13 protein-coding genes are annotated in these 12095 nt (G+C 35.8%); 3 read left to right on the top strand and 10 right to left on the bottom strand.

The annotated features are described in order from the left end of the window. The 10 genes from nrdR to F5ESL0260_RS06070 all read right to left on the bottom strand — a co-directional run bounded on the left by nrdR (position 1) and on the right by F5ESL0260_RS06070 (position 9833). A complete protein-coding gene (gene nrdR, locus F5ESL0260_RS06025; protein WP_046325124.1) occupies positions 1 to 468 on the bottom strand; it encodes a transcriptional regulator NrdR in 468 nt (155 codons plus the stop codon). Position 469: 1 nt separating this feature from the next. Continuing rightward, positions 470 to 1072: a dephospho-CoA kinase gene (coaE, locus tag F5ESL0260_RS06030; RefSeq protein WP_122026240.1), complete on the bottom strand. Its 603-nt coding sequence runs from the start codon at positions 1070 to 1072 to the stop codon at positions 470 to 472. Beyond that, the gene (mutM, locus tag F5ESL0260_RS06035; protein ID WP_046325126.1) at positions 1069 to 1899 is read right to left on the bottom strand and encodes a DNA-formamidopyrimidine glycosylase; all 831 of its coding nucleotides are present in this window, start codon (positions 1897 to 1899) and stop codon (positions 1069 to 1071) included. Before mutM ends, coaE begins: the two co-directional genes overlap by 4 nt. A 12-nt stretch (positions 1900 to 1911) precedes the next feature. After that, a complete protein-coding gene (polA, locus tag F5ESL0260_RS06040) occupies positions 1912 to 4587 on the bottom strand; it encodes a DNA polymerase I (RefSeq protein ID WP_122026241.1) in 2676 nt (891 codons plus the stop codon). 163 nt (positions 4588 to 4750) lie between these two features. Next, positions 4751 to 6064 (bottom strand): UDP-N-acetylmuramate--L-alanine ligase, encoded by a 1314-nt coding sequence (murC, locus tag F5ESL0260_RS06045; protein ID WP_110446288.1) that lies wholly within the window; start codon positions 6062 to 6064, stop codon positions 4751 to 4753. A gap of 151 nt (positions 6065 to 6215) precedes the next feature. Next, on the bottom strand, positions 6216 to 6863 hold the full coding sequence (gene ytpR, locus F5ESL0260_RS06050) for a YtpR family tRNA-binding protein (RefSeq protein ID WP_110446289.1): 648 nt from the start codon (positions 6861 to 6863) through the stop codon (positions 6216 to 6218). A 21-nt stretch (positions 6864 to 6884) separates the two neighbouring features. Beyond that, positions 6885 to 7205, bottom strand: coding sequence for a thioredoxin family protein (locus tag F5ESL0260_RS06055; protein ID WP_046325132.1), 321 nt, complete (start codon positions 7203 to 7205; stop codon positions 6885 to 6887). A gap of 31 nt (positions 7206 to 7236) precedes the next feature. Beyond that, positions 7237 to 7896 carry a tRNA (guanosine(46)-N7)-methyltransferase TrmB gene (gene trmB, locus F5ESL0260_RS06060; protein ID WP_046325133.1) on the bottom strand — a complete coding sequence of 220 codons (660 nt, stop codon included), beginning with the start codon at positions 7894 to 7896 and terminating at the stop codon, positions 7237 to 7239. A gap of 4 nt (positions 7897 to 7900) precedes the next feature. After that, positions 7901 to 9100: an ABC transporter permease gene (locus tag F5ESL0260_RS06065; protein ID WP_110446290.1), complete on the bottom strand. Its 1200-nt coding sequence runs from the start codon at positions 9098 to 9100 to the stop codon at positions 7901 to 7903. Next, a complete protein-coding gene (locus F5ESL0260_RS06070) occupies positions 9093 to 9833 on the bottom strand; it encodes an ABC transporter ATP-binding protein (RefSeq protein WP_122026242.1) in 741 nt (246 codons plus the stop codon). The genes F5ESL0260_RS06065 and F5ESL0260_RS06070 overlap by 8 nt, the downstream gene beginning before the upstream one ends. Positions 9834 to 9923: 90 nt before the next feature. On the opposite strand from F5ESL0260_RS06070, the gene F5ESL0260_RS06075 reads away from it, so the two are divergent. From F5ESL0260_RS06075 to F5ESL0260_RS06085, 3 genes are all read left to right on the top strand, one after another. Continuing rightward, positions 9924 to 10355 (top strand): HIT family protein, encoded by a 432-nt coding sequence (locus tag F5ESL0260_RS06075; protein ID WP_122026243.1) that lies wholly within the window; start codon positions 9924 to 9926, stop codon positions 10353 to 10355. A gap of 9 nt (positions 10356 to 10364) precedes the next feature. Further along, positions 10365 to 10706 (top strand): hypothetical protein, encoded by a 342-nt coding sequence (locus tag F5ESL0260_RS06080; protein ID WP_122026244.1) that lies wholly within the window; start codon positions 10365 to 10367, stop codon positions 10704 to 10706. 114 nt (positions 10707 to 10820) lie between these two features. Next, positions 10821 to 11720 carry a peptidylprolyl isomerase PrsA gene (locus F5ESL0260_RS06085; protein WP_122026245.1) on the top strand — a complete coding sequence of 300 codons (900 nt, stop codon included), beginning with the start codon at positions 10821 to 10823 and terminating at the stop codon, positions 11718 to 11720. The last annotated feature ends 375 nt before the right edge of the window (positions 11721 to 12095 follow it).

Consider the following 12095-nt stretch of genomic DNA (forward strand, 5'->3'; position numbering starts at 1 on the left):
TTAATTACCTTTCTCCCTTTTTGCAATCATATCTTCCATGGTTTTCATGAAGCTGGACATATCTTTGAATTCACGATAAATAGAGGCAAAACGAATATAAGCGACATCATCAATTTTAGCCAGTTCATCCATTACTAATTGACCAATCTTTTTGGAAGAAATCTCACTAACTCCTTGCTGACGGACTTTGTTTTCTACATGATCAACTAATTCTTCAAATTGTGAACTAGATATTGGGCGCTTTTGACCCGCAGCCATAACACCGTGTAAAATTTTTTTCCGGTTAAAAGGTTCACGAGTGCCATCATTTTTGATTACCAGTAGTGGTGTCGTCTCGACTCTTTCAAACGTAGTAAAACGAAAGCCACAGTTTTCACACTCACGCCGCCGTCTGATTGCACGATTTTCATCACTGGGGCGAGAATCTATTACTTTTGATGCATTTTTATGACAATTAGGACATTCCATATTAATACTCCTCTTTTATTTTAAGAAGCAACTGCTCAAGTTGATATTTCAGATCTTGCTTTGTACCAACATTATTAATTACAAAGTCAGCTAGTTTTTCTTTCTGAGACAAGGACATCTGACTGCGAATACGTTTCAAAGCAGCATCTTTACTTAAATGATCCCTTAACATCAGCCGCTTTAACTGCAAAGATTCAGGTATGGCAATTAATAAAGTGCAGTCACAATATTTTTGACCATTTGCTTCAAACAAAACTGGTGCATCTACAATAATTAAAGGCTTTTTAGCAACCTTGTTTAGCGCAATTTTAGCTTGTATTTCTTTAAAAATCAACGGATGGGTAATTTTATTAAGAATGTCAAGCTGCTTTGCGTCATTAAAAACTATTTGGCCTAAAACTGATCGGTTGATTGATTGATCTTCATTGATTATTTGTGCACCAAATTGCTTTTTGACTAATTCATAGCCTTTATTACCAACATTTAAAATATCATGAGCTATTTGGTCACAGTCTATCACGGGTATGTGCTTTTCTTTAAAAAAGATATCTGCTGTGCTTTTGCCGCTGGCTATTCCACCAGTTAAGCCCAAAATAGTTGTCATTTATAAATCACCTGACATTTAGGGCAAAAAGTAGTTCCTCGGCCGTTTACTTTAATTTTTTCAAGAGGGGTTCCGCAACGTTCACAAGGTTCGCCTTTATGACCATAGACCTGCAACATTTTTTGAAAACCACCAGTCTTGCCATTAGCATCAAGATATGTATGAACAGTAGTACCCCTTTCTGCTATGGCCAATTCTATCAACGAATTAATATTATCATGCAGTTCTGCTACTTTTTTTGCTGGGATACTATTAGCCATACTTAATGGGTGAATTTTTGTTTCCCACAAAACTTCATCTACGTAAATGTTACCAAGACCGGCCACAACTGACTGATCAAGCAAGGTATTTTTGATATTTTTCTTTTTACGAGCTAGGCCTTTTTGCAAGTATGAAACTGTAAACGCCTGTGAATTTGGTTCAGCGCCTAATTTGCCAATACCGGTACTTTCTTTCTCTGTGCCCGTTGTAATCAACTGCATGCGCCCGAACTTACGCACATCATTGTAACGCAAAGCAGAATTATCGTTAAAAACAATTTGCACATGATCGTGTTTATCTTTTTTGGTATTTACTTTGACTAAACGATATTTACCTTCCATGCGTAAATGCGATACCACGGTTAAATGACCACTAAGACGAATAAGCAAATATTTGGCATAACGATCAATTGTTTCTATTCTTTTACCAGCTAACTGCTTTTTAAATTCTTTTGCATCACCAGTTATTATTTTAGGATACCAAACAGTTACTTCTTTAATCGTTTTTCCCTTAATCAGGGGAAGTAGTGTCCGCCTGACAGTTTCAACTTCTGGCATTTCGGGCATTAAAATTACTCCTTACTTAGCATCAAACCAATTGTGACCATAACCAGAATCAGCTACAAGAGGAATATCAAGTCTCACAGCAGACTGCATAACTTCTGGCACAATCTTTTTAATAGTTTCTAATTCATCTTTTGGTACGTCAAAAATTAATTCATCATGAACCTGAACCACCATCTTTGTTTTAAGATGCATCTCATCCAATTTTTTCTGCATGTTAATCATCGCGATCTTGATAATATCTGCAGCTGAACCCTGAATTGGTGAGTTAATAGCAGTTCTTTCCGCAAATGACCGCACATTATAATTCTTGGCATGAATATCAGGTAAATAGCGCCTTCTGTGCATAATTGTTTCGGCATAGCCTTTTTCACGGGCAACTTGAACTGCCTTATCCATATAATCCTTAATTTGCGGATATTGTTCAAAGTAATTATCAATAAATTCCTTAGCTTGTTTTCGACTGATATTAAGATTTTTAGATAAGCCATAATCAGAAATACCATAGACAATACCGAAGTTTACCGCTTTTGCTCTGCGACGCATTAACGGCGTAACGTCAGAAGTTGATTTCAGATGGAAAATTTTCATAGCCGTATGAGCGTGGATGTCATAACCCGTTCTGAAAGCTTCCTGCATTTGTTCGTCACCGGAAACCTGTGCCAAGACTCGTAATTCAATTTGAGAATAGTCACAAGAGAAAATGTAGCCATCTGGTTCACTTGGCACAAATGCTTTTCTAATTTGCTTTCCTTCTTCGGTTCTGGTGGGAATATTTTGTAAGTTAGGATCAACTGAGGACAAACGACCAGTAGCAGTCAATGTTTGTAAATACCTGGTATGAACCCGACCGTCTTTTTGGATAACATCCAGTAAGCCATTGACGTAAGTTGACTGGATTTTAGCAATTTGTCGGTAAGTCAAAATTTGATCAATAATTGGGTTTTCATCTTTTAACTGATTCAAAACATCAACTGAAGTCGAATAACCAGTTTTAGTCTTTTTAACAGGCTTTAAGCCCATTTTTTCAAACAAAATATGCCCTAATTGTTTAGGTGAATTAATATTAAATTCTTCACCGGCTTCATCATAAATTTGCTTTTCCATTTTCTTAAGGTCAACCGCAAATTCATCTTGGAGCTGCGTTAAGGTATCAGCTTGGACTTTGATACCGTTTATTTCCATGACAGACAGAACTCGGGCCACAGGGATTTCAATATTGGCAAAAAGATCGTCTTGCTCATGTTCTTTTAGTTTAGCCAACAGAGTATCTTTTAAGTTTGCGATTGCTTCAATTTTGCCAGCCAAATGGTTGAACAACACCTGATCGTCCTCTGGAATATGGACGCTTTTACCTTTGCCGTAAACATCATAATCGCTTTTAACCGAATTATCACCATACATCCGGCATATCTCACCCATGTCGTCAGAATTATTTTCGTTATTAATTAAATATGAAGCAAGTAGCATATCATAATCAATAGAGCGAACGTGAATACCCAATCGGTTCAAACCAACTGTAGTTCGTTTTAAATCAAAGACATTTTTGGCAATTTGCTTATTTTCTAGAATATTCTTAAGTTGCGGCTTTTTTAACAGGTCAACATTGCGACTCACATATATTTGCTTATCTATCTTAATGGCAAAGCCAACAAATTGCGCTAAATGATAATTGGCACCCAACATTCCTAAGTAAAAAGTAATAGTTTGGCCAGCTTTAACTGCAAAATTATTAATGTCATTTTCTTCAAGCTCTGTAAAAGCAACTGCTTTATTATTTTGTGCGGGTTGTTCTTTTGGCTGAGCAGCACTTTCAGGATTTAACTGACTCAAAAACTTACGGAAATTCATTTTTTCATAGAATCTGCGCAATTTTTGATAATCAACTTCACGTCTTTTGACATCAGCAATCCCAATGGTTAACGGGGTATTACGATCAATTGTCGCCAGCTTTTTACCCAGTAGAGCCTTATCTTTATCATTAATTAGGTTTTCCTTCATTTTAGAAGGCTTCATATCATCTAAATGATCATATAAATTTTCTACTGAGCCATATTCCTGGATAAGTTGCGAAGCTTTTTTGGGTCCTATTTTAGTAACACCAGGATAATTATCAGAATTATCACCCATTAATGCTTTCATATCAATGAATTCAGTTGGAGTAACACCATTAACTTCTTTCATGTGTTCAGGTGTATAAGCTTCCAAGTTTAAAACTCCTGATTTAGTAACCATAACAGTGGTTTGAGGAGATGCCAGCTGCGTCAAGTCCTTGTCACCCGTAACAACCGTGACTTTAAAGCCCTCTTTTTCTCCAATACTTACAAAAGTACCAATAATGTCATCAGCTTCATAGTTATCAAGCTCATATGTAGACAAGCCCAAATCATGCAAAAGTTCCTGAATGTACGGCAGCTGTTCAGATAATTCTGATGGGGTCTTTTGTCTGCCACCTTTGTAGTCAGCATACATCTTATTTCTAAAAGTAGTTTTACCTGCATCAAAAGCAACCAAAACATGGTCAGGTTCAACGTCATTCAGCACGACATCAAGCATATTTTTAAATGTATAAATGGCATTAGTGTGCAATCCTTCAGGATTTCTAAAATTTTCAAGTTGGCGGTACAATGCATAGAAAGCACGAAAGGCAACTGAATTACCATCAATTAAAAGTAATTTTTTATCAGCCATTTGATCTCCTTAAATTTAAACCAAGTTTCTTTATTCAACTACCATTTTACCAGTTTTTCCATTCATCTTGCATAATACCGATTTTCCTGAACCTTACGACATGTAAAATCAGTTAGATAAAGCAAAAAGATCAAGTCTTGAAACTCGATCTTAATAACTTATTTTATTTTAGTAATTTTTCAAAAGCATCTTCGTATTTCTGGATATCGCCTGCACCCATGAAAACAATGACACTGTCTTTGTTCTGGGTCAAGTCAGAAATATTATCAAGGTCAATCACTTCAGAACCAGGAATTTTAGCTACCAAGTCATTACTTGAAATGTTGCCGCTAGCCTCTCTTGCGGAAGCATAAATAGGAGTAATGTATGCTTTATCCACTCCGCGCAAAATTTCTGCAAAATCTTGCGCATATTTCTTCGTTCTTGAAAAAGTATGTGGTTGGAATACGACAACTAGTTTTTTATGAGGAAACTTTTGCCTAGCAGCTTGAATTGTCGCACGCATTTCAGTTGGATGATGGGCGTAATCATCAATGATATTAATATCTTTAAAGTCTTTTTCAGAAAAGCGTCGTTTGGCCCCCTGATAAGTAAGTAAACCCTTTTGAATATCTCTAAGAGGAATGTTTTCGGTATAAGCAACTGCTATTACGGCCGTAGCATTCAAAATATTATGATCACCAAAAAGATGAATTGTAAATTTACCTATTTCCTGACCGTGCTTCAAAACCGTAAAACTTGAGCCTGCAGTAGTCCGGTTAGCATCAACCACCTGAAAATCATCATCATTTTCAAAACCATAAGTGTATTTGGGAACGGCGGAATGCAATTGTCTTAGTCTGTCATTACCTCCCCACACAAATAGACCTTTTTGAGTTTGATCAGCTGCAGTTTGAAAGGCTGAAGTATAATCTGCCTGGTCTTTAAAATAATCCGGGTGGTCAAAATCAATGTTGGTCATGATTTGATAATCAGGATGATAAGCCAAGAAATGGCGGCGATATTCATCAGCTTCATAAACAAAAAAGCGTGACCCTTTAACTCCTTTACCCTCACCATCGCCTATCAGATAAGACGTGGGCGCTGCTTCACCTAAAACGTGAGCTAAAAGACCGGTAGTAGATGTTTTGCCATGAGTTCCTGAAACACCAATACCAGTATGCATCTTGATTATTTCTTCTACGGTATCAGGATAACTTTGCCAAGTTATATTTTTATCTTCACAAGCTTTAACTTCCACGTTATCATTTTTAAAAGCATTGCCCTTAATTATGACCTGACCCGAGTCTTTGATATTACTTGCATCAAACTCTGTTACTTTAATTCCTGCTTTTTCAAGTGGTTCTTGTGTGAAAGTATACTTTTTGATATCACTACCGGCAACATGAAAGCCTAAATCGTTTAACACTAAGGCTAAAGAAGCCATTCCCGTTCCTTTAATTCCAATAAACCAAATTTGCTTATTTTTATCTAACATTTCCCAAGCTCCATATTTTTTATCATTGTTTCTTATTTTACCATTTCTAACGGAAAAAGAGCAGAATCATTGAAAAGCCTTGAAAAATCATAATCTTACTTTGTATTACTAAAAAAGGACTCTACCAATAACTTGATAAAGTCCTTTAATCTTATAATTTAATCTGCCCGCTTGCCAAAAGTTCATCACATTTTTCAGGATCAAAGGCGTCTCCCACAGTAAAATCGTCTGGAACTACTAAAATTCCTCGTTTTTGTGGTGCGTGGGGCAAACCTAGTTCTCGTGCTGAACAGATCATCCCATAAGAATCCACATGGCGCAGCTGACCCGGCCAAATCATTTGACCATTTGGCATCAATGTGCCAGGTAAGGCAACTACTACTTTTTGTCCTTGAGCAATGTTAGGTGCACCACAAACGATTTGCTGTTCCTCACCATGACCAACATCAACAGTGGTCACATGCAAGTGATCAGAGTCAGGATGTTTTTCACAGCTTTTCACATAGCCATAAACCAGCGTTGGTTTACCATAAGCAAGTTGATCATTAAAACCAACTTCTGCCAGCTTTTTATTTAATGCTGCTAAATCGTCATTAGTCAACTTGACTTGGCCGTCTGCTAGTTTGTCATAATCAATTACCTGGTCGACATTGAAGAAATTATATCCGGTCACATTACCTTCCTCATCAGTAATACGTGTGACATCACCTTTTTCTTCATACTCACTTTTGCCCTTATCCTGACCTAAAATCACAATTAAGGTATTGGGATAGCTGCGTTTATTAATACTAGTAATCATGAATCAATTATCCTCTTTCACTTAGTCCAGTGACCGCAAAAAGCTCTCAACTTCTTCTTTAGTTTTACGGTCCTTATTAACTAGTCTACCAATTTCTTTACCATCTTGGTAGACCACAAATGAAGGAATACCCATGATATTCATTTCTTTAGCTACATCTACAGAACCGTCACGGTCAATTTGATAAAATTTACTGTCAGAAAAATCTTTTTCAATCTCCGGCATAAACGGATCCAAAAAGCGGCAATCTGGACACCAACCAGCAGAAAATTCCAAAACCACACGACCATTTTTGGTAATATCATCTAATTTTTTTTGATCTAATTCTTTTATTTGTTCCATTTTGAAAAAACCTCTCAATCCTTATTATTACTTATTTTACCCCAAAATCAGCATGCAAGGCATAAATTGGGTTACCTTGGCTGGCAAATTTGTGCTCATACTCGGTTTCAATATTTGAAGTTAAAATATCTTCTTTTTCATTATGCAGATCCACTGTAACAAAATCAAAATGCATCCCATAATTATTCATACTTTGAAGAGAATAAGCAAAAAGACCTGCATTATCTGTTTTAAACTGTATCTGACCATTTTCTTGTAAAACGGTTTGGTATTTTTGTAAAAAAGTCTTATAGGTTAACCTTCTCTTTTCGTGCCTAGTTTTAGGCCACGGGTCACTAAAATTTAGGTAAATGGTATTTGCACTATGTTTTTTAAAAAAGCAATCAATATTAGCAGCATCTGCGCATAAAATTTGTAAATTAGGCAAATTTTGAGCTAGTTTTGACCGTAAAATAATTCCAGCTGCGGTCATCTGCAGTTCAAGAGCAACGAAATTTTTTTCAGGGTGCTTTTCAGCCATTGTGGTGATAAATTTTCCTTTACCCGGACCAACTTCAATTTCTAATGGTTTTGAAATGTCAGCAAACCGCTTTGACCAATCAATCTTTTGGGTTGGATCTGGACGATCTATCACACTTTCTGGATGCTCTTGCACAAGTTTTACAGCCCACGGTTTGTTACGTAGTCTCATTTATTTACAACTTCCTTTTCTTTACTTTTGCTGGTAAGTATAACCTTAATACCGCGTAACTGAAAACAACTAAAATCCCCATTGCTTCAAACAAGTGCAAACTAATGGGCAGTGTAATCAGCCATGAAATGCTAATAATCAACCATTGTACCAACATTATTCCAGTAAGTGCAGAAACTAAGTCTAAGCCTCGTTTAGTACGCGCAATAGGATAAACACGATACATGACATTGGTGTCAAATTCATCAACCATCGGTACTAATTGGTAAATAGTTAAGAATACTACTAAGCAGGACAAGCCTAATGCCCAAGGCCAATTCTGCACTAACCACGAAATTAGAATTGCAAAAGCAGTCATTCTAACCACTAGATTAATGTTATCCGGATTGCGCAGAACTGAGCGCCGATACAAAAACTTATTAGGATTTTCCCTTGCCAAATTTTGAGGTAATAAAAAGTCCAAATATTTCCGTCTTTTAATATTAGTTTGCCTTTCCTTAACATCGGTGAACATACTAAAAGCGTTATAAACAACGTTTTTACGTTTTTCTTCTTGCTCGATGGCAAATTGCCAGTCAAAAAGTGCTGCATGTTGCGGTTTTAAAATAAAAATGATTACAATAATTAACAGCAAACCAGCAATAAATATCATACTTTTTGGTTTAAACATTCCCAAAATGAATAAAAGCAGTAAGAAAATATTCAAAATTGAGATAGAAATTTTACGGTTAAAGAATAAATTATATTCCATAATTTTCAGTTGCATCACTTTGGCCAGAAAAACAGCAAAAACCGCGAAAACATAATCTAACGGTTCAATCTTTGCCTTGATCGTGGCAAAAGGAAATATAATTCCCGCCATTAAAACTAAGCAAATTGTAGGTACAATCAAGCTGTAATTTAGCATTGGCTGCAAATATGATGCTAAATTTTCATCTTCAGGCAGTAAAAATTGTAAATCAGCTGGTTTTAGCAATGTTACCAGTTTGCCTATTAAAAGTGGCAACCACAGCAAAATACCAACTAGGGGACGGTAATACCACAGATTTTCAGGCATAGTCTTCATTGCCTGTGCATACCAGAACATGAGTGCTCCAAAAAGAAAAATCAGAGCTAGGATAAAGAAATCATTAAAAACCAATACTAGGTATTTCAAAGACTGGCGCAAGTTTTCCTGCAGCCTTCTTTTAGCCAAATCACGCATTTTGTTGCTCCTGACTTAAAATTTGGTAAATTTGGTCAAATGAATCTGTCTCCTTTAGGCCATAATGCATGCGAATTTCAGCCAAAGTACCAGCAGTTTGAATTTTGCCATTATTTAAGACCGCATAACGAGAAACTGCCTGCACACTGTCAGCTAAAATGTGTGTTGACATTAACACCATTTTGCCTTGACCAGCAGCTTCTTTAATCAATTGCACCAAATTGGCCACTGCCAACGGATCAAGTCCAGTGAACGGCTCGTCGATTACCAGCAAGTCAGTATTTGCTAAAAACGCTGAAACAATCATTACTTTTTGCTTCATACCCTTTGAAAAATGAATCGGCAGCCAATCTAACTTGTCATCCAGCCTAAACAGCTGTAACAGCTCGTGAGCCTTTGCCCAAGCCTGTTTTTCATTTAGCTGGTAACTAAGAATAGTCAGGTCAAGATGCTCTTTTAAAGTCAATTCTGAATATAAAACTGGCGTCTCGGGAATATATGCGACTTGTCTTTTAAATTTAGTAGGTTCAGCCGTTAAATCAATGCCATTTAGAGTGATTTTCCCTTTTTGCGGTCTGAGTAATCCTAAAATATGTTTAATAGTAGTAGATTTACCAGCACCATTTAGGCCAATCACTCCTAAAACTTCCCCGGGTTTTATTTCCAAGTTAATATCTTTTATGACTGGTATACCCGTGTAGCCCCCAGTCAAATGCTCAATTTTTAAAGTCATAATTCCTATCTTTCTTTTAATGAATTTACTCATTTAATATGATAGCATGATATTAAAAGAAACTAAATTTTGAAATGTAGAGGTTTTAAAATGGAAGATTTAGATAAAGATTGTTTATTTTGTAAAATTATTAAAGGGGAAGCCAGCAGCTACACTGTTTTTGAAAATGACGATGTTAAAGCATTTTTAGATTTATCCCAGGTTAATCCTGGTCATACTTTGATGGTGCCTAAAAAACACATCACAAACTTTTTTGATTATACCCAGGCAGATGCTCAACACTATTTACAATATATTCCTACAATTGCTAATGCAATTAAAAAATTTGATCCGAGAATCACCGGTATGAATATTAGCAGCAATAATGGTGCCAGTGCAAGTCAAGTAGTTATGCATTCACATATTCATTTTATTCCGCGATTTGAAGGTGATGGCTTAAAGATTGCCACCCGTAACAATGCGGAAAAATACACTGACGAAGATTATGAAAAGGTTGCTGCTGCCATTAGAGCACAATTTTAAGGTGACAAGATGAAACGTTTTAGTTTAGGATTGGCTGTAGGTGCAGGCTTTGGCGTGATCCTTTCACTGTTCAAAGATCAAAATGGCAACCGCCTGTTTCCACCTGTGCAAAAGCAAGTAAAGTCATTAAAAGAAGATATTAGTGACATTTCTGCTACAAGTAGTAAATTTAAAACTGCTCAGCAAGAATTAAAAAAATCTTTACCGCGAGCAAAGAAAGCTGTTTCTGAATTACAAAACGAAATAGAATATTATCAGATCAGCATTAATCGTATCGTTGGCAAGCTGAAAGCCAAAACTGCGACAATTAATTCCAATAACGCAAATGAAACTAATAGTTCTAAAAAATAGTAAAGAAACTCTCTTTTTTGTTTTAAAAAAATAAAAATGAAAACCAGTTTTGCCAGTTTATGTTATATTAGTTGTCGGTGACTTAATTTATTAAGGATGTGGAGAATTTATTTTATGAAAAAATATATTAAAAAAGCTGCAGCTGTGATTGCCGTAGCCGGTATGGCATTATCAACAGCTGCTTGTTCTAATGGTGGCAAAACTGTTGCTTCTTATAAAGGCGGCAAGATTACCCAGCAAGAGTATTATGATGATATGAAAAAATCTCAGGCTGGTAAAACCGCTTTGGCAAATATGATTATTAATCGTGTTTTAGAGCAACAATATGGCAATAAGGTTTCAAAAAAGCAAGTTGATAAACAATATAGCAATTATAAGAAACAATATGGTAGTCAGTTTGATGCCGTTTTGCAACAAAATGGTATGACTACTGCAAGTTTCAAGCAAAACCTAAAAACAAACTTGCTGACCGAAGCCGCCTTGAAAGATATTAAAAAGATCTCAAAGAGCCAAGAAGAAAAAGCCTGGAAAGCATATCAACCTAAAGTTACAGTGCAACACATATTAGTTTCTAAGAAATCTAAAGCCGAAGAAATTACTAAAGAATTAAAGAATGGTAAAAGCTTCAAGAGCCTAGTTAAAAAGTATTCTTTAGATACTGGAACCAAAAGTAATGAAGGTAAGCTGCCAGCATTTGATTCCACTGATACTAGTTTAGATCCTGCTTTTAAAAATGCAGCATTTAAGCTAAAGACCGGTGAAACTACGAAGAGCCCCGTTAAATCTCAATCAGGCTACCACGTAATTAGAATGATTAAACACCCTGCCAAAGGTTCTTTTGCTTCACATAAAAAAGAAATTGATGATCAAATTTATCAATCAATGTCTCAAGATCAACAAACTATGCATGATGTCCTTGCCAAGGTAATTAAAAAGGCGGGAGTCAACATAAAGGATAATGATCTAAAGGATGTTTTAGCTGCTTATGTTTCTACTTCAACAAATAAGAAGTAATTAAAATTATAACAGTCAGAACCAGTTCTTTGCTGAAAATATAATAATCCCGTTAACAGTCATTTTTATAAATGGCGGCTAACGGGATTTTTTTGCATTAATTTTAAAATATTCTGATTGAATAACTAAGTTGACACAATTTACTAACTAATTAGCAGTTAAACTACATAGATTATCTAAATCACCTTTTTGCTCAATCAATTCTTCATAAAAACCTTCTACAGTAATAGTGTTATCTTCCATGAAAAGCACGGCATCATATTTTTTAAGATTATAAAAAAGCAGTTTGATCAAAATTATTTTTACATTTATCAAAATGTTGCGTGAACGAGAAATTCTGCTTAAATTAAGGCAAATGAAAAAGCAGCTAAAAGT

It is taken from the genome of Lactobacillus sp. ESL0260, from assembly GCF_003692935.1.
GTDB lineage: Bacteria > Bacillota > Bacilli > Lactobacillales > Lactobacillaceae > Lactobacillus > Lactobacillus melliventris.

Excerpts from the sequence above, each read along its gene's own strand:
- nrdR (WP_046325124.1), bottom strand. The coding sequence starts at position 468 with ATGGAATGTCCTAATTGTCATAAAAATGCATCAAAAGTAATAGATTCT.
- F5ESL0260_RS06075 (WP_122026243.1), top strand. The coding sequence starts at position 9,924 with ATGGAAGATTTAGATAAAGATTGTTTATTTTGTAAAATTATTAAAGGG.
- ytpR (WP_110446289.1), bottom strand. The coding sequence starts at position 6,863 with ATGATTACTAGTATTAATAAACGCAGCTATCCCAATACCTTAATTGTG.
- murC (WP_110446288.1), bottom strand. The coding sequence starts at position 6,064 with ATGTTAGATAAAAATAAGCAAATTTGGTTTATTGGAATTAAAGGAACG.
- F5ESL0260_RS06080 (WP_122026244.1), top strand. The coding sequence starts at position 10,365 with ATGAAACGTTTTAGTTTAGGATTGGCTGTAGGTGCAGGCTTTGGCGTG.
- F5ESL0260_RS06085 (WP_122026245.1), top strand. The coding sequence starts at position 10,821 with ATGAAAAAATATATTAAAAAAGCTGCAGCTGTGATTGCCGTAGCCGGT.
- coaE (WP_122026240.1), bottom strand. The coding sequence starts at position 1,072 with ATGACAACTATTTTGGGCTTAACTGGTGGAATAGCCAGCGGCAAAAGC.
- F5ESL0260_RS06055 (WP_046325132.1), bottom strand. The coding sequence starts at position 7,205 with ATGGAACAAATAAAAGAATTAGATCAAAAAAAATTAGATGATATTACC.
- mutM (WP_046325126.1), bottom strand. The coding sequence starts at position 1,899 with ATGCCCGAAATGCCAGAAGTTGAAACTGTCAGGCGGACACTACTTCCC.
- F5ESL0260_RS06065 (WP_110446290.1), bottom strand. The coding sequence starts at position 9,100 with ATGCGTGATTTGGCTAAAAGAAGGCTGCAGGAAAACTTGCGCCAGTCT.
- trmB (WP_046325133.1), bottom strand. The coding sequence starts at position 7,896 with ATGAGACTACGTAACAAACCGTGGGCTGTAAAACTTGTGCAAGAGCAT.
- polA (WP_122026241.1), bottom strand. The coding sequence starts at position 4,587 with ATGGCTGATAAAAAATTACTTTTAATTGATGGTAATTCAGTTGCCTTT.
- F5ESL0260_RS06070 (WP_122026242.1), bottom strand. The coding sequence starts at position 9,833 with ATGACTTTAAAAATTGAGCATTTGACTGGGGGCTACACGGGTATACCA.